We start from the raw sequence: 21427 nt of genomic DNA, 5'->3' as shown, positions 1-21427 counted from the left end.
TTCTATTCACTTTCATCCACATAGCTTTTATTTTGGAGCGCAAAGATACACAAAGTTTTCCCTGATTGCGGAAAAAAGTTTACCTTTGCACGATTTTTTTAGAAAATCTAAAGATTTCTGGATAACAATTAATAAGGTAAATAAGTATGTCGCAAAAAGGAACAGCCACAGAACTTGGCACTGAACGAATTGGAAAACTATTGATGCAATATGCCATTCCGGCCATTATTGCCATGACTGCTTCTTCGCTTTACAACATGGTAGACAGTATTTTTATCGGACACGGAGTAGGTCCCTTGGCCATATCGGGACTGGCCATTACCTTTCCGCTGATGAACTTGGCCGCAGCCTTCGGCTCACTGGTGGGAGTCGGTGCCTCTACCCTCATCTCCGTTAAACTAGGACAGAAAGATTATACTACCGCTCAACAGATTTTAGGAAACGTCGTATCATTAAACCTGATTATCGGGGTGCTGTTTACCATTGTCTGCCTCTTGTTTCTGGACCCCATACTGTATTTCTTCGGCGCCAGTGAAGCTACGCTGCCCTATGCCAAGGATTACATGGTAACCATTTTATTAGGAAATGTAATCACCCACATGTATTTAGGACTCAACTCTGTGTTGCGTTCTGCCGGACATCCTCAAAAGGCCATGGCCGCCACCATACTGACCGTTATCGTCAACACTTTGCTGGACCCCTTGTTCATCTACACCTTCCACATGGGAATAAAAGGAGCCGCTGTGGCAACTGTCCTGGCTCAGGTAATTTCACTCTGCTGGCTCATCCGAATTTTCTGCAACAAGAATGAACTGCTTCACTTCCGGAGAGGGATTTATCGCCTAAAAAGAATACTGGTAGAAAATATCATCGGTATCGGGCTGGCTCCGTTTTTCATGAACCTGGCCTCCTGTTTTATCGTCATTCTGATAAACAAAGGGTTAAAACTGTACAACGGAGATTTGGCCATCGGTGCGTTTGGAATCGTCAACCGCATCGTATTCTTATTCGTCATGATTGTGATGGGACTCAACCAAGGAATGCAACCCATTGCCGGATACAACTTTGGTGCACAGAATTATCACCGTGTAAACCAGGTAATGAAATATACCGTCATTGCTGCTACCATCGTTACCACCAGTGGCTTCTTAGTGGGCGAACTGATGCCGGAGCTGGCCGTAGCCGCCTTCACCACCGATTCACAGCTCATCCAGCTAAGTGCCAAAGGCCTAAGGGTAGTGGTCATGTTCTTCCCTATCATCGGCTTCCAGATGGTTACTTCCAACTTCTTCCAAAGTATCGGAATGGCCAAGAAAGCCATCATACTTTCTTTAAGTCGTCAGGTACTGATTCTGATTCCCTGTCTGCTTATCCTTCCGCTTTTCTGGGGAGTAGACGGAGTGTGGTACAGTATGCCTATTTCTGATATAACCGCCAGCATCATTGCCGGAAGCATGCTCTACAGTCAGTTCCAGAAATTCAAACGACACGCTGCCGAAACCGGAATCGACATAAAATAAAAGACAAAAAAGTGACATTTTTCCGCAGAAAGAATTATATTTGTTGTGTATCAACTAAAGAGTTACACTATGGACGGACACTATGTTATCAATCTCGGACGCCAGCTGGGCAGCGGCGGAAAAGAAATAGGTGAAAAATTAGCGAATGACTTAGGCATTGCCTTTTACGATAAAGAGCTTATCAACTTAGCTTCTGAAGAGAGCGGACTTTGCAAGGAATTTTTCGAAAAAGCCGATGAAAAAGCTTCTCAAACTATTTTAGGAGGATTATTCGGAACCCGCTTCCCGTTTATTACAGAAGGAGCTTATCCGTACAACTCTTATCTCAGCAACGATTCTCTGTTCAAAATTCAGAGTGATGTCATCCGCCATCTGGCAGAAAAACAATCGTGTCTTTTCGTGGGAAGATGTGCCGACTACATATTGCGCGACCATCCCAGATGTGCCAACATTTTCGTGTCAGCTTCACCGGAAGCCCGCATTGAACGACTGATGAAACTGCACCACATCAGTGCGGAAGATGCAGAAGACTTAATGGAAAAAGCAGATAAGAAACGTTCGTCTTACTACAACTACTATAGTTACAAGACATGGGGAGCCGCTGCTACCTATCATCTATGCATCGATTCTTCTGTATTAGGTATTGATGGTACCGTGGAATTCATCAAGAATTTTGTCAAGCTGAAACTTCATCTATAAGAAAAGATAAAGACATAAAAAATAGAGAGGCTGTTCAACTAAGATTGAGCAGCCTCTCTATTTTTTTATACAAAACAAGCCATTCGGAATCTGATTTTTATAAAAATCCAGTACTTCTTAGGCAGTACTGGAGTACTCCCCTGAAAGTACTACAGTACTTTCTAAGAAGTATTGTAGTACTGCCTAAGAAGTACTGAGAACTTACTTAAAATCAATCCCTTGTACTCGTGTATTTGAGAAGGACTATTGTTTCATCAAGTAAGCTTTAAATGCCGCAAAGTCTTTCGACATCGGTACACTCTGTTTGGTACCTTTCATGAATGCCTGAAGTTTTGCCGGTATTTTTACTTCCACTCCAATGATACTTTCCACCGTTTGCAGGAATTTTGCCGGATGAGCTGTTTCAAGGAACAAACCGACTTCTCCTTCTTTCAGTTCTTCTGCCAACGCACGGTATCCGCATGCACCGTGAGGATCGAGCAGATAACCTGTTTCTTCATAAACCTTCTGCACCGTTTCACGTATCTGTTCATCGGTATAGGTTTCACCGCTGATTTCAGAAGCAATGGCATCGTGACTACCCTCATACAAATCCAGTACCCGGGCAAAGTTACTGGGGTCGCCTACATCCATGGCATTGGCAATAGTAGCCACCGACGGACGCGGACAATACTCTCCTGTTTTCAGGTATTGATAGAATATATCGTTACGATTATTAGCTGCAATAAAGCGTTTCACCGGAAGCCCCATACGCTTGCCAAACAATCCGGCTGTAATATTTCCGAAGTTACCGCTCGGTACGCAAACCACCAGGTTATCGGCCTTACCGATTTTTTTCATCTGCGCATAGGCATAGAAATAATAAAAGGCCTGCGGCAGGAAACGGGCCACATTGATAGAGTTGGCAGATGTCAGCTGCATGTGCTCGTTCAATTCTTTATCCATGAACGCATTCTTCACCAACGCCTGGCAGTCATCGAACGTACCGTCCACTTCGACCGCTGTGATGTTACGTCCCAGGGTCGTAAACTGTTTTTCCTGAATTTCACTGACCTTTCCTTTCGGGTAAAGCACATACACATGAATGCCTTCTACTCCAAGGAAACCATTTGCCACCGCACTTCCCGTATCTCCGGATGTAGCTACCAGCACATTGACCTGCTTCTTTCCTTCCTTACGGATAAAGTATCCCAACAGGCGGGCCATAAAACGACCACCTACATCTTTAAAAGCCAATGTAGGTCCGTGGAACAGCTCCAAAGAATAAATATTGTCTTTTACTTTTACTGCCGGTACATCAAAGTTCAATGTGTCATACACAATCTGTTTCAATGTTTCTGCCGGTACATCTTCTCCAAAAAAAGCATCTGCTACTTTATAAGCTATTTCTGGAAAAGAAAGTGTCTCAATCTCGTCATAGAACGATTGTGGCAAGGGTTTAATCTGACGGGGCATATATAAACCTTTATCTGAAGCCAGTCCTCTTACCACAGCTTCTTCCAATGTCGCGTCTAATGCTTTTCCGTTTGTACTGTAATACTTCATATTGCTATCTGTTACTGAATATTCATAAATAGGTTCATAAACTCATCTTTCTCCATCAGGCCATATCCTCCTTCCTTGCAACTGATTTCATCATAAGTCTGCACGGCATCCGGCTCAATACCCGGATAATATATCAGGAAGGGAATCGGTTCATTGGTATGCGTTCTCAACTCACAAGGAGTAGGATGATCGGGCAATACCGCAATGGCCACAGGCTCATCCCATTGTTTTACTGCTTCATAGACCGGACCGACAATACGGCTGTCCAAGTCCTCAATGGTTTTCAGTTTCAACGGAACATCTCCTTCGTGACCTGCCTCATCGCTGGCTTCTACATGCAGATACACAAAATCATCTGTTTTCAACGCTTCAATGGCAGCCTGGGCCTTCCCTTCATAGTTGGTGTTATACAATCCGGTAGCCCCTTCCACGTCAATACAGCGCAAACCTGCATAACGGCCAATACCCCGAATCAAATCGACAGCCGTAATCACGGCTCCTTTTCGGATGGACGGATATTTCTCTGACAAAGGTTCCATCTGCGGACGGTATCCCGGACTCCAGGGCCAGATACTATTGGCCGGGTCCTTTCCCTCAGCCACTCGTTTCAAGTTGACAGGATGCGTAGCCAGCAACTCTTGTGATTTCAGAATCAGTGCATTCAACAAATCGGCTGTTTCTTGTGCCTCAGGACAGAGTGCCTTCACCAGATTAGGACGGAAAGGCTGCAAAGGGATGTCATGTGGAGGCACACAAGCCAACCGCTTATCCCCTCCCTTAATCACCAATAAATGACGATATTGCACTCCTGTGTAAAAATGAATGCGGTCGGAGCCCAACTTTTCATCCAGAAAGCGAATCAGTTCATCGGCCTCCTCCGTAGAAATATGTCCGGCAGAATGATTTTTCAGCGTTTCTCCTTCCACACAGACAATGTTACAACGCATGGCCATGTCCCCATCCTGAAGGTCTACACCAATACTGGCAGCTTCCAGCACTCCACGCCCTTCATACACCTTAGGTAAATCATAGCCCATCACAGACATATTGGCCACTTCACTTCCAGGATGGAAGCCGTCGGCCACCGTCTTCAATACGCCCGTACGCCCCATACTTGCCAGTTTATCCATATATGGCGTATGTGCATACTGCAGTAAAGTTTTGTCGCCTAAGGAAGGTACAGCCCAGTCGGCCATACCGTCACCTAATATAATTACATGTTTCATTTTTGTTTGGTTTAAATATTGGCAATACTCATTATATCCGCAAATACACCGGCAGCAGTCACACTTGCACCGGCACCGTATCCCTGAATCAGCATCGGATATTCATTGTAGCGCTCTGTGGTCAGCAAGATAATATTGTTGCTGCCAGCCAGGTTATAGAACGGATGATTGCGGTCTACTTCCTGCAAAGACACCTTGCCGTGTCCATCTTCCAAGCTTGCCACAAAACGCCAGCGTTTGTCCTCGCTTTCCAGTCTCTTGCGACGTTCTTCAAATTCTTTATCTAATTGTGGAATCTTTCTCCAGAAATCATCCAATGTACCTTCAAAATAGCTGTCAGGAATAAACAAGTCTGCTTCCACATCTTCCTGATTCAAACGATAACCTGCCTCACGAGCCAGAATCACCAGCTTCCGGATCACATCCTTTCCGCTCAGGTCAATTCTTGGGTCAGGTTCAGAGTAACCTTCCTCCTTCGCCTGACGGATAGTTTCACTCAGAGGAGTTGTCGCACTGATACGGTTGAAAATATAATTCAACGTACCGCTCACCACTGCTTCAATCTTCAGAATCTTGTCACCACTGTTTATCAGGTCATTGATGGTATTGATTACCGGAAGACCGGCTCCTACGTTCGTCTCAAACAAATACTTCACTCCACGCTGGCGAGCGATTCTTTTCAGTTCCGCATAGATGTCGTATTCAGAAGAAGCGGCAATCTTGTTTGCGGCTACCACCGAGACATTGTGACTCAGCAAATCTTTATACAGTGCCGCAATATCGGGACTAGCCGTACAATCCACAAACACCGAATTGAAGATATTCATTCCCACAATCTCATCACGAAGAGTCTGAGGACAAGAAGGCATACCTTTTTCATCCAATTCTTCTCTGAAATGTTCCAGGTCAATTCCAGCACGCGTAAACAAGGCTTTATGGCCGTTGGCAATACCCACCACATGCAATTTCAACCCACGTTCCTGTTTCAGTTTTTCCTGCTGGCCATGAATCTGTTCAATCAAGCTGGCACCCACTGTTCCCGTACCACAGATAAACAGGTTCAATACCTGATATTCCGACAAGAAGAATGAATCATGAATCACATTCAGTGTCTTACGCAAAGAAGCACCTTCCACGACGAAAGAGATATTTGTCTCAGAAGCACCCTGCGCACAAGCAATGACATTGATACCGTTACGTCCGAGCGTACCAAACAATTTTCCGGCAATACCGGGAGTATGCTTCATGTTCTCACCCACAATCGCCACGGTAGCCAGACCGCCTTCCGCTTTCATCGGTGAAATTTCGCCCATTTCAATTTCTTTGGCAAACTCCTCATTCAGCACCTCACATGCCAGTTCCGCATCCTCATTTCTCACACCGATAGAGGTTGAGTTCTCAGAAGAAGCCTGCGATACCAAAAAGACACTGATGCCATTTTCGGCCAACGTCTTGAAGATACGATGGTTCACGCCAATGACACCCACCATGCCCAAACCGGTCATGGTAATCAAACAAGTATCATTAATAGACGAAATACCCTTGATAGGTTTCGAAGAATGGTCGGCTTCCTGCTTCACAATGGTACCCGGAGCTTCCGGATTGAACGTATTCTTTATCAGAATCGGAATATTCTTATGACACACCGGATAAATCGTAGGCGGATACACCACTTTCGCACCAAAGTTACACAGCTCCATAGCCTCCACATAACTCAACTCCGTAATAGGATAAGCCGTGCTGATGACACGCGGGTCAGCTGTCATGAAGCCATCCACGTCCGTCCAGATTTCCAGAATATCCGCATCCAAAGCTGCCGCAATAATAGACGCTGTATAATCAGATCCACCTCTGCCCAAGTTGGTTACTTCTCCTGTATTCTTATCAGTAGAAATAAATCCCGGCACCAGAGAAACCTTCGGTATTTCACTGAAAGTCTCACGCACCAGTCGGTTCGTCAGCTCTGAATCAAGAATATGTTTATTATGTTTCTTTTCGGTTTTAATGAAAGTACGGGAATCAAACCACACTGCTCCCTCAATAAGAGTAGCTACAATGATAGAAGAAAGACGTTCACCATAGCTCACAATCGTAGCAGAAGTTTTCGGAGAAAGGTCACGAATCAAATAAATACCCTGAAAAATATCCTTCAATTCGCTCAGCAGTTCGTTCACCAGATCCAGAAGCAACTCTCTTCCCCGCCCTGCCGGAATCACAGTGTACACCATTTCAATGTGACGGTTCACAATTTCCTTCATTTCCTTCTCATAAGCATCATCGCCCGAAGCGGCCATTTTCGAAGTACAAATCAGTTTATCAGTAATTCCCCCTAATGCAGAAACGACTACAATTACTTTGTCATCTATACCCTCTACTATACGCTTGACACTTAACATGCTATTGACAGAACCTACGGATGTTCCGCCGAATTTCAATACTTTCATAGGTTACCATTAATTTTTAGTCCGAAACCCAATGGTCCCGGTATATCTCCGTAAGGCCCTACACTACGGCACAAACAGAAACAATGAATAAAATAAATCTTGATTGAATAAAATAATTGAAATGTCTGCATCCGCAGACGTGTATCACGTAGAAACACCAAACATACTATCCTCACCCCCTAGGGGTCATCCCTGTGGTAGATGTAATGAAAGGCATATACCCATGCCCGTTCAACAAGATGATATGAAGACAGTGTACAGTCATAGATTATTGTTTTTCCGTTGGCAAATATAGCAACATTTTTCTACAAACAAATAAATAAATGATATTTTTTTGCCAGTATAGAGAATAAGCATAAGATTTCGTACCTTTGTAAAGAATTAGTGTAACAAATATGGCAAAAGAAAAAACGGTCTATGTCTGCACAAACTGCGGACAAGAATCTCCTAAATGGGCTGGGAAATGCCCCTCCTGCGGACAATGGAATACATTTGTGGAAGAAGTGGTACGCAAGGAAGCTCCTGTAGCCAAGCACGTGGCTCACGGCATCGAGTCCGTGCGGTCCAAACCTCAACGTCTGACCGAAATAGAATCGAATGAAGAGCAACGCATAGACATGCTCGACGAAGAGTTGAACCGTGTATTGGGAGGGGGACTGGTGCAAGGTTCACTCACCCTGATTGGAGGAGAACCGGGCATCGGAAAATCGACTCTGATACTCCAGACGGTGTTGCGGCTTACCCACAAAAGAATTCTCTACGTATCCGGTGAAGAAAGTGCCCGCCAGCTCAAGCTTCGGGCCGTCCGTATTCCGCACCCAGAAAATGACAATCTGCTGATAGCCTGTGAAACCTCGTTGGAACAGATTTTTACCCATATAAAAAATGCAGCTCCCGATTTGGTTATCATCGACTCCATTCAGACGATTTCTACCGAAAATATTGATTCTTCTCCCGGCAGCATCGTGCAGGTAAGAGAATGTACCGCCTCTCTTTTAAAGTTTGCCAAAGAAACCGGCACACCGGTTATCCTCATCGGACATATCAACAAGGAAGGAAGCATCGCCGGACCGAAAGTATTGGAACACATCGTCGATACCGTATTGCAATTCGAAGGAGACCAGCACTACATGTACCGCATCTTGCGCAGCATCAAGAACCGATTCGGCAGTACTGCTGAACTGGGAATCTACGAAATGAGACAAGACGGACTACGGCAGGTCAGCAACCCTTCCGAACTGTTGCTTACCCAAGACCACGAAGGCATGAGCGGCGTCGCCATCGCCGGAGCCGTGGAAGGTGTACGCCCCTTCCTGATAGAAGTACAGGCATTGGTCAGCACAGCCGCATACGGAATGCCACAGCGTTCCGCCACCGGATTCGACCTGCGCCGTATGAACATGCTGCTGGCTGTACTTGAAAAACGTGTCGGATTCAAGCTGGCTCAAAAAGACGTGTTCCTGAACATTGCCGGAGGGTTGAAAGTCAATGACCCTGCCATAGATTTGGCAGTTATCAGTGCCATTCTTTCCAGCAACATGGATGCAGAAATTGAAGCAGGCGTATGCATGGCAGGAGAAGTAGGCCTGAGTGGAGAGATTCGTCCGGTCAACCGCATCGAACAACGTATCAGTGAGGCCGAAAAGCTCGGATTCCAACGGATGCTGATTCCCAAGCACAACCTGTCTGGCATTGACCGAAAGAAAATAAAAATCGAGCTCATCCCCGTAAGAAAAGTGGAAGAAGCTTTCCGGGAATTATTTGGATAACCCTTTTCACACCATAAAAAACGCCTGTGCGCTTTGAAGTATTCTCCATGCGCACAGGCGTTTTTTTATTCAGTATCCTACCTCAATACCCGTTATTTCGGAACGGCATTTTCATAAGGAACCATTTTTTTCAAGTTTGCATTTGCCTTTTCAGGTTCTACGCTTGCAGCTTTCTGGAACCATTCTTTAGCTGCTTCCGTATCGCCAGACAACCAAGCCAATACACCCAAGTTATTGAAAGCACGCGAATCATCTTTCACCTTATCCATATAAGAAGCTGCCTTCTTAAAGTCACCACTGATAATGTTGGCTGAAGCTGCATTCAAATTAGCCGTTACATCTTCCGGATAGGTGTTAGCCGCAATTTCATACACTTCTTTATATTCCTTTGTTCCAGGCTGATACATAGCTGCCACACGATACATTTCCTGCAAACTCAACAATTTCGGATTGGTATAAATCAGGCGGGCTGCTTCAGAGTTCAAGACTTCTCTCACTTCGTAATCTACCGACACGCTCAAACGACGCAGACGAGGATAATACTGGTTCATCATCGTACGATAAGTAGTCATCCCCAGTGTAGATTTCAGTCTAGCTTCACGTACATCCAGATTTTCATACTTCTGGATTACAGCCAAAGCCTTTTCCGCATAAGCCGGCTGATCTTCTTCCAGCATTTTCACCAAAGTCTCCCAATCTTCCCCTGCAGAAGTCACATGCAGCACTTCCTGCGGGAAATTATATCCACCTTTCAGGTTCAGCGCAAACGATTCCGCACGTTGTTTAGCTACACAGTCATTGGTACGAACCGAGCCATCGGGTGAAGAGTATCCACATACATTAATCGACTTAAATGTAACCAAGTCTCCATCTTCCAACGGATCAAGAATCTCTTTCAGTTTCTGCAATTCACTACGGTTATTCTTGTAATCCGCGTCAAAAACTGTCTTACCTACCGGAAACTCAATAAACAGAGTACTTTGCTCTGAACGTACTTTCAGCGGTTCTTCTTTCGGTGTCAGGAAAGAAACCATTTCTTTACATGGATCACACACCTCAAACTCGGTGGGCAATGCCGGAGTTTCTACTGCTACATCCGGCTCAATCACCGTAATATCCAGCAAATCGACCTCACAACATTCTTTTCCTTCTTGCAACAGAATCATGGAAGCATGATCCATCCATGCCTGATAAGGAATAGAAGCCTGATAACGTACTACGTCTTCCCGGTTTTCCTGACGTCCGTGAATCACTGTATAAGGATTGTCAAACCCGAAACGACGAGCCATCTTACGCTCTTGACGGCGCATCTTGTAATCACCATTCTTTCCAGTTACCACTACCGGAGGCATGGCATAATAGTTTTTACCTTCACGCAATACAGGAGTAAAGGCATATGTCTGCTCACTATTTACACGTACTTCTTCCACACTCATGGAAAATTCAACGGTCAACGTATCATTTTTCAACGTTAATACAGGACGTGTATACTTTACATCACCCGCCATGGCAGCCAGCGGCAACATGACAAACGACAATATATATGCTAATTTTCTCATATCTATTCTTTATTTAAATTACAATGACTGAACTTCTACGCAACGGTGTTTTGTCTTATACTTCGGACCGAAAGTAAAATTGATTCCCAAATTAATGTTGGCAGAGAACCGGTTAAGTGGTGCATAATATTTTGGAGTGTATTTACACAATGGCACATCAGCAGCCACAAAAAAGTTGAAACCTCTTGGGTGAAAATTCAACATCAAACCTCCTGTAGAACCAAAGTTAGAAAGAGCATAGTTCACTGAAGTTTCGAACCAAGTTAAAGGAGATACATTCGCTGAAACACGTGCTTCTGTCCAGGAATGACGTCCCTGGAAACGAGAAGAAGACAAGAAACCAAACTTCAAGCGGTCATAAGCAGGCAATGTATATTCCGCACCAAGATTCAAGGTAGCCGCCAAAGCTGTAGTACGCTTCAGTCCCTCTCCATCCTTTGTAAATTTAGCCATCTGTTCCAAATCATCCACAATACGGTCTGCCTGATTATCTATTGAATTCGGATCGTTATCTCCCAAATCTGATTTTATGGGAATTTCATTAAAACCATTAAATTCAAAACTATTATTCATAGAAGCTTTCACTGTATTCTTCCAGCGGATAAATCCTAAATCAAGCACAGCAGCAGAGAATGTCCACTCATCGTTCAGGCGATAAGTTGCACCAAAATCAAATGCCATACCAAATCCTGTGGGACCGATATTCTTGTCATCAAAATCCACGTCATCATACGAAATCAACTGTTCAGACCCTGGTTTCAGTTTATCAGTACGGTTACCATTGGCATCCAGTTCATAATCACTATCATCGTAATTACCAGTTTCTCCACGAGTAGGAACAATCAACCCTTTACCTGAAAGATAAGCCTGTGCACCCGACGGAGTAATTTTCCAAGCATCCGGCGTAGCCTCAATGTCCAGTCGGTCAATCTTCACGGTAGCCTTGGCAAGACCTACCAAAAATTTCATTTTTGCACCAACCGTCCACTGGTCGTTTATCTGACGAGCATGCCCCAATGCCAATTCAGCATAATTAGTAGAAAGGATGCTCAAATCGTTTACTGTGTAACGAGTTCCCTCCGGAGCATCGACTCCGTTTTTCATAAACTTAAACAGCTGGTCGGGAGCCGACAAGTTGGTATTGCTTTTAATAGAAAGTCCTATCGTATTAAAACCTCCCCAAGCATAAAACCCGGTAGACAGGATATTTTCATTCACATTAAATCCCATTTTCAGTCGGTTAAGCAAACCATTTAAGAAGTCTTTTCTGCTCACTTCCTCGTGCATGAAAGTCATTAAATCGCCATTAGACTTCACAAACAAGAAATCACCTACACCTGCAGTTCCTTGAGCTCCTACCGACAAGTTTCCTAGTCCGGGCATACTAACATATCCTCTTTCTCCCATAAATGCAGGGTTCAATTCATGACGATAAGTAGCACCTCCCAAAAAATAAGCAGAACGATTAATCTGAGGTTGCGCTACAGCTTCACCCACAAACCCCAAAACAGCCAATCCGGACAGTACCGTACACAATATATTTTTCTTCATTTGTTTCATTTTTTCTCGTTCATTATTAATTCAAATCCACATTCACTCCACCTGGCACAGACAGTTTGACACTTGTCACCTTCAGCCATTGCGTATCCTTCAAAGGCACACCAGTAGCACTTCCCGGTACAGCTGTTATTTTAAAACAAATCCGATCTATTTTCGACAAGAATGCAGTATCATCCGAAGTCAGGCTTAAAACCAGTTCACTTGTTGCAGGTTTTTCTCCATCTGTACTTTCTGTCACATATTGCTTATCTTCTTCCATTGTCTTCTTCACAGCTGTCAGTTCATTGCCATACACATCCTTAATCTGCACATTTTCAGCTTTCAGTTGCAATTTCAAAGGAATGGCATTGTCTACCGACAACATAATCTTGGCATTTTTCAGACTTACTTTATCCAAATCGTTCAAGTCTTTGTTCAAATCTTGTACAGAATCATTGTATACGATATTCAAACCTTGTTCGAAACTTAACGGTACATCTACCTCATAACTTGCCGGCAAATCATACTCTTTTCCTAATTCCGCATTATAATAATTTTCATTTCGAACAATCGGCTGCAGATTCACATCAATATCATCAGGAATAGTTTCAAGCAAATTATTTATATCTTCCACTTTTATATTCTCTGTAACTCCTTCAATAGAACACTTTCCTGTACGAGAAAGAGCAATAATATTTGTACCTGGTATCAATGCTACCTTATTCTGACCATATCCAGTTCCTATTTTTACTTCATGCCCTTCAATATTGACATTATTCTTCTTCGGAGTAAGTACAGCATCAATTTCTACATCCGTCTCCAAAGGGTTATCAGCTTTCAGTAAGATTACCGGATTAGTAATATCCAAACGAGTATCCTCGTCTTTCAAGAAATCGGGAAGGTCATTCAATTCTATTTTTGTTGTTTCCGCTTCAATCTTTGGCTGAATAACACCAGTTACAGAATTTACAGTCATCTCCTCTAAAACAGCCTTCGGAACTAAGGCCAGAGCTCCTGTACCGGAGATTCCAGAGGTTACTACATCACCCTCCATAGAAATATTTCCTTCAATAGTCAATGAGCCTTCTGCATTTGGTTTCATACCCGAACCAGCAGCATCACTAAACTTATAGCCTTCCACTTTCAGCGTACGAGTATAAGACGAACCATTTACAGACAAAACTTCTTCATCCAAAATCAGCTCATTATCTTGGATACCCTCATCTTCCTTAAAAACGATGTTATCAGGAAATACAAGTTTCAGTTTATTTGCTTTTACCTGATTAAAGGTCAAATTTCCTCCACTTATATTAAAATCAATCGTCAAGTTTAAATCTACCGGAGTTTTAGCCCGAAGAGAACCCAGTTCTTTCAATGCTTCATCAATATCATTGGCAGTAGCTTCAAAATCTCCAGATGTAGTTATATCTGCAGAAACTTCTGGTTCAGAAAAAGAGACACCTGTATTATTAACAATCTCTATAGACTCTAAATCAGTGGTAGTTGCTCCGACTGTTACCTCCTTCACCGTAGTAGGCTCCACATTAATATCATCCTTTTTCGTCAGATGATACACCCGAGTAGTTGCATCTGGTTGAAGAATATCCCCTTCTTCTACTTCAATAATCTTGCTTAAGAAAGTCGTATCTGTACTACCGGCAGGAATTGTGAGATATTCCCCTCCTACATTTATTGTCATGTCTATGTCTTTGTCAAGATCATACTTGTTATCCACACATGACACCGTCCACAATGGGAACGACAACAAAAATCCCCATAACGGAGACATTTTTTTTACCTTACACATCATAATTTTATTTTAACTAATATTCAACTATCACTATCAATAACACTTTCTTACTTACAATTATTGAGAGAAATCGACCATAAATATAGAAAATTTTACTACACTCATAAAGGAAAGTCTTAAATCAGTATAAAAAGTCCTATCTAATTCCCATTGCAAGAACAAAACAGAAACCCTATCTTTGCAAAAAAGTTACAAATAATATGATTCACGAATACCAACTCCGAATTCTGCCCGAACAGGCAGCCAGTGAACAATCACTCAAACAATACATTAGCCGGGAAAAAGGTCTGGACGTACGCACCATCAATGCCATACGTATCTTGAAACGAAGCATTGACGCCCGGCAACGTACTATTTACATCAACCTGACCATTCGCGTATTTGTCAACGAAACACCTTCCGAAGACGAATTCGAACGTACAGATTATCCTAACGTAGAAGGTCGTCCAGCCGTTATTGTGGTAGGTGCGGGGCCTGGAGGATTGTTTGCAGCCCTCAAGCTTATTGAATTAGGACTTCGCCCTATTGTAGTGGAACGAGGAAAAAATGTACGTGAGCGAAAAGAAGACCTGGCCCGTATCAGTCGGGAGCACAAGGTAGACGCTGAATCAAACTACAGCTTTGGGGAAGGTGGAGCCGGAGCTTACTCCGACGGAAAGCTCTACACCCGCAGCAAAAAGCGGGGCAGCGTAGAAAAAATATTAAATGTATTCTGCCAGCACGGAGCCAGTCCTACCATTTTGTCGGACGCTCATCCGCACATCGGGACGGACAAGCTTCCCAGAGTCATCGAAAACATGCGCAACACCATTCTGGCCTGCGGAGGAGAAGTACACTTCCAGACTCGAATGGAATCCATACTTATAGAAGGTCAAAAGGTAAAGGGTATTGAAACGAATACCGGAAAGACCTTTTTAGGCCCCGTCATTCTAGCAACCGGACATTCTGCCCGAGATGTATATCGCTGGTTGTATGCCCATGGGGTGCAACTGGAGACCAAAGGAATTGCCATCGGCGTGCGACTGGAACACCCTTCCATGCTGATTGACCAGATACAATATCACAATAAAAACGGACGAGGAAAATACCTTCCTGCTGCCGAATACAGTTTCGTACAGCAAGTAGACGGACGAGGAGTGTACAGCTTCTGCATGTGCCCCGGTGGATTTGTCGTACCGGCAGCCAGCGGTCCTCACCAGCTGGTAGTCAACGGTATGAGTCCGAGCAACCGTGGCACCAAATGGAGCAACTCGGGTATGGTGGTAGAAACACGACCGGAAGACCTTCTGCTCCCGGAAATGCAACTCCAGGCGGAACCTTTCTCCGGATCCAATGAAAGCCTGACGGAAGAACTGATTCTGCGCGACGGAAAGCAGCCTGAAGGAACTGTCCACACATTAGCCATGATGCGTTTCCAGGAAAAGCTGGAACAAATCTGCTGGCAGCAGGGAAATATGCGACAGACTGCCCCCTCGCAACGTATGATCGATTTCACACGAAAGAAACTCAGCTATGACCTTCCGGCTACCTCTTATAGCCCGGGATTAGTATCTTCTCCCCTTCATTTCTGGATGCCCTCTTTCCTGAGTGAACGCCTGAGCAAAGGGTTCCAGCTTTTCGGGAAGAGTTCACGTGGCTTTCTCACTAACGAAGCAGTCATGATTGCCGTAGAAACACGTACTTCCTCTCCCGTACGCATCGTACGTGATAAAGATACCTTGCAACATCTTACCGTAGAGGGTCTCTTCCCTTGTGGAGAAGGTGCCGGATATGCTGGAGGTATTGTCTCAGCAGGAATTGACGGAGAGCGATGTGCTGAAGCCGTAGCCCATTATTTAAACCACTAATTACCTACTATATGCACCACCTGCCGGAAATTGCCATCATTGAGCCCAACACGCTGACGGCCCTCGGACTACGCACGATTCTGGAAGAACTTATTCCCGAGGCAGTCATACGTACGTTTTCTTCTTTTGAAAAACTGATAGACGACACGCCCGACATGTATGCACATTACTTTGTGTCGGCCAACGTGTATTTTGAGCATACATCCTTTTTTCTGGAAAGAAAACCCAAGTGCATTGTGCTCTCCGCAGGAGACCCTCCCTTGCTGACAGGAATCCCAAGCCTGAACATTCTTCTTCCACAAGAACAACTGGTAAAAACCATCATGCAGACCCGAAAACGAGGACACGAGCTGACGCATCATCCCGTAACACCTCCTGCCACTGATGCAGAACATGAACTGAGTGCCCGAGAAATTGAGGTACTCAGACTTGTGACTAAAGGGTTAATTAACAAAGAGATAGCAGACAAGCTACACATTAGTCTGACTACGGTTATTTCCCACCGGAAAAACATCACAGAAAAATTGGGTATTAAGTCCGTATCCGGCCTGGCCATCTATGCGGTCATGCACGGATACGTAGAAGCCGACAGTATATAAAGTTTATTTAAATAACTTCGGCAACCAATTATTCAAATATTTTCGCCAGTTGCGCCATTCATGCCCGCCATCCGTCTCTGCATATTCATATTTATACCCATGACGATCAAGCAACTGACGAAACGCCACATTGTCCTGATATAAAAAATCTGCATTTCCGATAGCTATAAAATACAGTTTCGGAGCTGCCGCAAACTGAATTGCTAACTTTTCCTCCAGATTCTTATAGATATAAGTGTTCTCTCCTTTCGACTCACGGTTAATTGCCGCAGAAAAGAGTCCTACATAATCAAACTTGTCTGAATAATTGGCAGAGATATACAATGAATGGAATCCTCCCATCGACAATCCGGCAATTGCCCGATGCGCCTTATCGTTTATCGTCCGGTAATGACTTTCCACAAAATTCATAATATCCGGAAATGCTTTCTCATAAGACCCCTCCATGGTTTTCGGATTTATGAAAGAAGGTTTGTACATGCTGTTAGGATATTCCCCCGGTACAGCCTGCTGTGCCCCATTTCCATTCGGCATCACTACAATCATTGGCTCCGCTTTCCCTTGGGCTATCAAATTATCTAAGATCTGTACAGCACGCCCCAGTTCACTCCAGGCATTCTCATCTCCCCCGGCCCCGTGCAACAAATAAAGAACCGGGTAACGTTTTGTTCCTTCCTCATAACCAGCTGGGGTATATACCGTCATCCGACGACGTTCCATCCCCAAAGAAGGACTCGGATACCACACCTTCGCAACCGTTCCATGAGCTACTTCCCGGACAAAATAATTCTCAGACAAAGCTCCATCCACAAGAAAATAGTTCATGTAAGTAGCTATATCACGAAGCATATATACATTGGAGGGGTCAAGCATACGCACACCATCCACATAAAAGCAATAAGTATGCAGTTCGGGCGCAGGCAAAGCAACCGTATAGCTCCACACACCATTCTCTCCTTTTTCCATCCGTTGACGTCCTGCCATTTCTACCTCTCCCAATGGAGTCTGCTGCCGGGACTTTTCAAAGAAGTCTGTTTCTACCCATACTTCCCTGGCCTCAGGAGCCAGCAGACGAAAAGTCACAGTTTGATTCTTTACTTCGGGAGAAATAAGATCTCCCGTATTGACAGCCACAGTTTCCTGTGCCCAAGCGGAGAGTGAAAAAATACATACCGCTACCAAACTCAAAAATTGTTTCATTCTTTTCATATGTTAATCCTATTACTACGTACAAAAATAAGCAAAATCCTCATTTATTAGGATTGCCCGTCCAAGCAAATTGGCGTTACTTTGCAGCCGTTAACTAAACTATATCTTTCAACAGAATGAAAAAAAATATTGCTATCGTTTCGTTACTGGCTGTTTCTATAAAGAGCGCCTTGGCAGGTCCGGTATCACCTGAGAACTCATTACCTAAAGATACAACAAAGGTTATTGACATAGAAGAGGTTGTGGTTATTGCTACTCCGAAGGAGAACAACCGTCTGCGTCAGCAGGCTACTTCATCGACTTCCTTTTCACAAAGTGCGATGCGCAATAATTCGGTGACCTCTGTAAAATCATTGTCTGCACTGGTTCCGAACTTATTCATTCCAGACTATGGTTCTAAGCTGACCACTTCTGTTTATATCCGAGGTATCGGTTCGCGTATCAACACACCGGCTGTCGGACTTTATGTAGATAATATCCCTTTCATTGACAAATCTGCATTCGATTTCAACTACTCCGATATTGAGCGTATCGACGTAATGCGAGGACCACAAGGAACACTCTACGGACGCAACACCATGGGAGGACTTATCCGTGTGTTTACCAAATCGCCGTTTACGTATCAGGGAACAGACCTTCGTTTAGGTGCTGCCACCTACAACAATTACAATGCCTCACTTACTCACTACCATCGTATTTCCAATCAGTTTGCCTTCTCAGTCGGACTGTTTTATGACCATAAGGGAGGTTTCTTCAAAAACGACTTTAACGGAAAACGGATTGATACGGACAATGAGTTCGGCGGACGCATACGTGCCATTTATCTGCCGACTGAAAACTTGAAACTTGACTTTACCGTAAATTACGAATATACCAACCAGGGCGGCTATCCGTATGAATATACGGGTAAAGTCAAAGGAGAAGAAGACCGCGCAGAGTACATCGGCCGCATCTCTTACGACAATGCCTGCGGATACAAACGTAACTTGCTGAACACGGGAGTAAACCTGGAATATCAGGCTGACAACTTTATTCTCAGCAGCGTAACCGGTTTCCAGTACCTGCGCGACCACATGGACCTGGATCAGGACTTTACGGAGCAGAACATCTACACCATGATGCAGAAGCAGAATTCCAAGACACTTAGCGAAGAAATCGTGTTGAAATCCAAACCCGGACGCCGCTGGCAGTGGACTACCGGAGTGAGCGGATTCTATCAGTGGCTGGATACAGAGGCTCCTGTCACCTTCCAGAAGGACGGAGTAAACTGGCTGAATTCTACCATCAACACAAACGCCAACAAATACATGCCCACGATATCAATGGGCCCCATGAGCATGAAGCTAAACTTCAATGACGTAATCAATGGTGAACAGCTTGCCATTCCGGGAAAATTCAGCACGCCGATCTTGAATGGGGCGATTTTCCATCAATCCACTTTCAATGACCTCTTCGGACTGGAAGGACTCTCTTTCACTGCCGGTCTTCGCATGGACTATGAAAGCCTGAAACTGGATTACTACAGTGGTTGCCAATTTACACATACCTACTCATTAGGCGGAACGTTGACTCCATCCAACAAAGTAATAGAGATGATTCCGGCAAAAGAATTCAACGTAAACAACAGTTATAATGGAAAGCTGTCGCACGACTACATCCAGCTGTTGCCTAAATTCGCCTTGCAATATGATTTTGACTCACGTAACAACATCTACGCAAGTGTATCCAAAGGATACCGTTCGGGAGGGTACAATATCCAAATGTTCTCCGACCTGTTGCAAAATGACATGCAGGCAAGTATGATGAAACACGTGGCCGATGTAACCATTCCGGTGGTCAACAATGTACCGATGCTGAACGAGGAACAGAAACAAATGATTGCCGGAATGCTGAACGGTATGGCTCAGAGCCCGCAAACAGACGTAAAAGCAGCCACGCTCTACAAGCCGGAATATTCATGGAACTACGAAATCGGTTCTCACCTCACATTGTTCAACGGAAAGTTACAAGCCGACCTCTCTGCGTTCTACATGGACACTCGCGACCAGCAGTTATCACGCTTTGCTGAAAGCGGATTGGGACGTATCACGGTCAATGCCGGAAAAAGCCGCAGTTTAGGTGCGGAAGCCAGCTTGCGCGCGCAGCTTACCGACCAGTTCAGCCTGAACGGAAACTACGGATATACATACGCCACCTTCACTGATTATGTGATAAGTGAAACAGAAAACTATAACGGCAACTATGTCCCCTTCGTCCCTAAACATACATTTGCCGTAGGCGGACAATACATTTTCCCGCTGCGCAAGAACGCTATTCTGGACAACATCACCCTGGATGCCAACTATCGCGCTGCAGGCCGTATCTACTGGACAGAACAGAACAATGCCAGTCAGGCACTTTACGGCACACTGAACGGCCGACTCAGCTTGAACAAGGGTAACGGACAAATCGGTTTCTGGGTAAACAATGCCTTAAACAAAGATTATCAGGCGTTCTACTTTGAAACAATGAGCCGCGGCTTCGCCCAAAAAGGACGCCCCGTACAAGTGGGAATTGACATTCGCTGCCGCTTCTAAAAAGCGTAAGAATATTAAAACAGAACGCTTCGACGTTTGAAACAAGACGCAAGTCCGTTTCAAGTAAAACGCAAGTACATTTAAGACAAAACGCAAGGAGGTTTCAAAACAAACGTCCTTGCGTTTTTTACATTGATATAAATCCTCCTTTAAAACAGCATAAAGCCATTAAATTCCAGTCAAATATCCTTTCAATGCTTCCACATATTCGGCCATAGCTTCCCGCCCTTTTGAGGTCATCCGGCAAACAGTACGAGGTTTCTTGCCCACAAAACTTTTTTCCACCTCGATATAACCGGCTTCGCTCAACTTGTCAAGCTGCACACTGAGATTACCTGCCGTAGCATTGGTCTGCTCTTTCAGGTACACAAAATCAGCCTCGTCCACAGACAAGAGTATCGACATCACAGCCAGACGGAGCTGGGAATGAAGCAACGGATTCAGTTCTTTCAACATACGTTACGGGCCTTTCGGTTTAAATAATGGCCGGGCAACACCATCATGACCACAAACGACAATCCAAAATACAGATACCAGTCAATGGTAACAGCCTGATGAAGGGTATAGGCCATCAGCATGTAAATGGCAAAACAAAAGCCTACCAGCGGTGACCACATCACCAGCCGGCTACGGATAATGATTCCCGTAATGGAAACTCCGATGCCGCTATAAAGCAGAGAAAGGGGCAGCATCAAGGAAAAATTGACTCCTCCGTAATGGAATGCCAGCAAAGACATGATGACTACGGTCAGCACAAACAGGCTGCCTATCACTTTCCAGACCTGCAGAATGGCGCGGTCGGTATACGTAATTACCGAAGGAGTTTCCTTGCGCTGCATACGAAGCATAAAGCCCCAGAACAGAAACATACTGAACCAGCCAATACTCCAACGGGCATCTCCCGTATAGTACACCAATAAAAACAACAGTACTGAAAGCGCCGCAGTAAAATATCCCCAGTAAAGAAACTGGTTTCCACTGCCCACTTCCATATTCTTCCGGGTAGAACGGATCATTTGTGAAATCAGTTCCAGGCTTTCTTGTTCTGATAATTTCTTTTCTTCCATAAGGCAATCAGTTTTAGG

The 21427-nt window shown here is 44.4% G+C and carries 16 protein-coding genes; 7 read left to right on the top strand and 9 right to left on the bottom strand.

Features of this window, described 5'->3' with window-relative positions; translation table 11 throughout:
* The 3 genes from WKT20_RS05155 to WKT20_RS05145 form a co-directional block, all read left to right on the top strand.
* Positions 1 to 184 (top strand): hypothetical protein (locus WKT20_RS05155; protein ID WP_340416975.1); only part of this gene is annotated, 184 nt, incomplete at its 5' end.
* Positions 147 to 1520, top strand: a complete 1374-nt coding sequence (locus WKT20_RS05150) for an MATE family efflux transporter (RefSeq protein ID WP_117701379.1) — start codon at positions 147 to 149, stop codon at positions 1518 to 1520. The genes WKT20_RS05155 and WKT20_RS05150, both read left to right, overlap by 38 nt.
* A 69-nt stretch (positions 1521 to 1589) precedes the next feature.
* Positions 1590 to 2219 (top strand): cytidylate kinase-like family protein, encoded by a 630-nt coding sequence (locus WKT20_RS05145; RefSeq protein WP_118162978.1) that lies wholly within the window; start codon positions 1590 to 1592, stop codon positions 2217 to 2219.
* 243 nt (positions 2220 to 2462) lie between these two features.
* On the opposite strand, the gene thrC is transcribed toward WKT20_RS05145, so the two are convergent.
* The 3 genes from thrC to thrA are packed head-to-tail and all read right to left on the bottom strand — an operon-like array spanning position 2463 to position 7434.
* Positions 2463 to 3764, bottom strand: a complete 1302-nt coding sequence (gene thrC / locus WKT20_RS05140) for a threonine synthase (protein ID WP_117701376.1) — start codon at positions 3762 to 3764, stop codon at positions 2463 to 2465.
* Between the two features lie 11 nt (positions 3765 to 3775).
* Positions 3776 to 4990, bottom strand: coding sequence for a cofactor-independent phosphoglycerate mutase (locus WKT20_RS05135; protein ID WP_022054765.1), 1215 nt, complete (start codon positions 4988 to 4990; stop codon positions 3776 to 3778).
* Between the two features lie 11 nt (positions 4991 to 5001).
* Positions 5002 to 7434, bottom strand: a complete 2433-nt coding sequence (thrA, locus tag WKT20_RS05130; RefSeq protein ID WP_278454464.1) for a bifunctional aspartate kinase/homoserine dehydrogenase I — start codon at positions 7432 to 7434, stop codon at positions 5002 to 5004.
* Positions 7435 to 7829: 395 nt separating this feature from the next.
* Here thrA and radA point away from each other — a divergent pair, with 395 nt between their 5' ends.
* Complete coding sequence (radA, locus tag WKT20_RS05125) at positions 7830 to 9203, top strand: DNA repair protein RadA (RefSeq protein WP_007562822.1); 1374 nt, start codon at positions 7830 to 7832, stop codon at positions 9201 to 9203.
* Between the two features lie 92 nt (positions 9204 to 9295).
* Here the strand turns inward: radA and WKT20_RS05120 are convergent, their stop codons facing one another.
* Genes WKT20_RS05120 through WKT20_RS05110 form a run of 3 tightly spaced genes read right to left on the bottom strand, consistent with a single transcriptional unit; the run spans position 9296 to position 14090 of the window.
* Complete coding sequence (locus tag WKT20_RS05120) at positions 9296 to 10762, bottom strand: DUF3868 domain-containing protein (RefSeq protein WP_340416974.1); 1467 nt, start codon at positions 10760 to 10762, stop codon at positions 9296 to 9298.
* An 18-nt stretch (positions 10763 to 10780) separates the two neighbouring features.
* Entirely contained in the window at positions 10781 to 12313 is a 1533-nt protein-coding gene (locus WKT20_RS05115) for a DUF5723 family protein (protein WP_340416973.1), read from the bottom strand.
* A gap of 25 nt (positions 12314 to 12338) precedes the next feature.
* Positions 12339 to 14090 (bottom strand): hypothetical protein, encoded by a 1752-nt coding sequence (locus WKT20_RS05110; RefSeq protein ID WP_340416972.1) that lies wholly within the window; start codon positions 14088 to 14090, stop codon positions 12339 to 12341.
* 221 nt (positions 14091 to 14311) lie between these two features.
* On the opposite strand from WKT20_RS05110, the gene WKT20_RS05105 reads away from it, so the two are divergent.
* Together WKT20_RS05105 and WKT20_RS05100 are read left to right on the top strand one after the other, a co-directional pair.
* Entirely contained in the window at positions 14312 to 15958 is a 1647-nt protein-coding gene (locus WKT20_RS05105; RefSeq protein WP_117701368.1) for an NAD(P)/FAD-dependent oxidoreductase, read from the top strand.
* An 11-nt stretch (positions 15959 to 15969) separates the two neighbouring features.
* Entirely contained in the window at positions 15970 to 16557 is a 588-nt protein-coding gene (locus tag WKT20_RS05100; RefSeq protein ID WP_118243052.1) for a response regulator transcription factor, read from the top strand.
* A gap of 3 nt (positions 16558 to 16560) precedes the next feature.
* Here the strand turns inward: WKT20_RS05100 and WKT20_RS05095 are convergent, their stop codons facing one another.
* Entirely contained in the window at positions 16561 to 17757 is a 1197-nt protein-coding gene (locus WKT20_RS05095; protein WP_270653470.1) for an esterase, read from the bottom strand.
* A gap of 125 nt (positions 17758 to 17882) precedes the next feature.
* Here WKT20_RS05095 and WKT20_RS05090 point away from each other — a divergent pair, with 125 nt between their 5' ends.
* Positions 17883 to 20342: a TonB-dependent receptor gene (locus WKT20_RS05090; protein WP_340416971.1), complete on the top strand. Its 2460-nt coding sequence runs from the start codon at positions 17883 to 17885 to the stop codon at positions 20340 to 20342.
* Between the two features lie 168 nt (positions 20343 to 20510).
* On the opposite strand, the gene WKT20_RS05085 is transcribed toward WKT20_RS05090, so the two are convergent.
* Both WKT20_RS05085 and WKT20_RS05080 read right to left on the bottom strand, forming a co-directional pair.
* Positions 20511 to 20798: a winged helix-turn-helix domain-containing protein gene (locus WKT20_RS05085; RefSeq protein ID WP_117701362.1), complete on the bottom strand. Its 288-nt coding sequence runs from the start codon at positions 20796 to 20798 to the stop codon at positions 20511 to 20513.
* Positions 20792 to 21409, bottom strand: a complete 618-nt coding sequence (locus tag WKT20_RS05080) for a hypothetical protein (protein ID WP_117673875.1) — start codon at positions 21407 to 21409, stop codon at positions 20792 to 20794. The genes WKT20_RS05085 and WKT20_RS05080 overlap by 7 nt, the downstream gene beginning before the upstream one ends.
* Between the last annotated feature and the right edge of the window lie 18 nt (positions 21410 to 21427).

The sequence above is a fragment of the Phocaeicola sp. ICN-14070 genome (assembly GCF_037892625.1).
Taxonomy (GTDB): domain Bacteria; phylum Bacteroidota; class Bacteroidia; order Bacteroidales; family Bacteroidaceae; genus Phocaeicola; species Phocaeicola plebeius.
The sequence above is the reverse complement of the archived record's forward strand: the minus strand, read 5'-3'. Positions and strand labels throughout refer to the sequence as shown.

What these genes read in the sequence shown, in the direction of transcription:
- WKT20_RS05150 (WP_117701379.1), top strand. Translation starts at nt 147, where the DNA reads ATGTCGCAAAAAGGAACAGCCACAGAACTTGGCACTGAACGAATTGGA.
- WKT20_RS05145 (WP_118162978.1), top strand. Translation starts at nt 1,590, where the DNA reads ATGGACGGACACTATGTTATCAATCTCGGACGCCAGCTGGGCAGCGGC.
- thrC (WP_117701376.1), bottom strand. Translation starts at nt 3,764, where the DNA reads ATGAAGTATTACAGTACAAACGGAAAAGCATTAGACGCGACATTGGAA.
- WKT20_RS05135 (WP_022054765.1), bottom strand. Translation starts at nt 4,990, where the DNA reads ATGAAACATGTAATTATATTAGGTGACGGTATGGCCGACTGGGCTGTA.
- thrA (WP_278454464.1), bottom strand. Translation starts at nt 7,434, where the DNA reads ATGAAAGTATTGAAATTCGGCGGAACATCCGTAGGTTCTGTCAATAGC.
- radA (WP_007562822.1), top strand. Translation starts at nt 7,830, where the DNA reads ATGGCAAAAGAAAAAACGGTCTATGTCTGCACAAACTGCGGACAAGAA.
- WKT20_RS05120 (WP_340416974.1), bottom strand. Translation starts at nt 10,762, where the DNA reads ATGAGAAAATTAGCATATATATTGTCGTTTGTCATGTTGCCGCTGGCT.
- WKT20_RS05115 (WP_340416973.1), bottom strand. Translation starts at nt 12,313, where the DNA reads ATGAAGAAAAATATATTGTGTACGGTACTGTCCGGATTGGCTGTTTTG.
- WKT20_RS05110 (WP_340416972.1), bottom strand. Translation starts at nt 14,090, where the DNA reads ATGTCTCCGTTATGGGGATTTTTGTTGTCGTTCCCATTGTGGACGGTG.
- WKT20_RS05105 (WP_117701368.1), top strand. Translation starts at nt 14,312, where the DNA reads ATGATTCACGAATACCAACTCCGAATTCTGCCCGAACAGGCAGCCAGT.
- WKT20_RS05100 (WP_118243052.1), top strand. Translation starts at nt 15,970, where the DNA reads ATGCACCACCTGCCGGAAATTGCCATCATTGAGCCCAACACGCTGACG.
- WKT20_RS05095 (WP_270653470.1), bottom strand. Translation starts at nt 17,757, where the DNA reads ATGAAACAATTTTTGAGTTTGGTAGCGGTATGTATTTTTTCACTCTCC.
- WKT20_RS05090 (WP_340416971.1), top strand. Translation starts at nt 17,883, where the DNA reads ATGAAAAAAAATATTGCTATCGTTTCGTTACTGGCTGTTTCTATAAAG.
- WKT20_RS05085 (WP_117701362.1), bottom strand. Translation starts at nt 20,798, where the DNA reads ATGTTGAAAGAACTGAATCCGTTGCTTCATTCCCAGCTCCGTCTGGCT.
- WKT20_RS05080 (WP_117673875.1), bottom strand. Translation starts at nt 21,409, where the DNA reads ATGGAAGAAAAGAAATTATCAGAACAAGAAAGCCTGGAACTGATTTCA.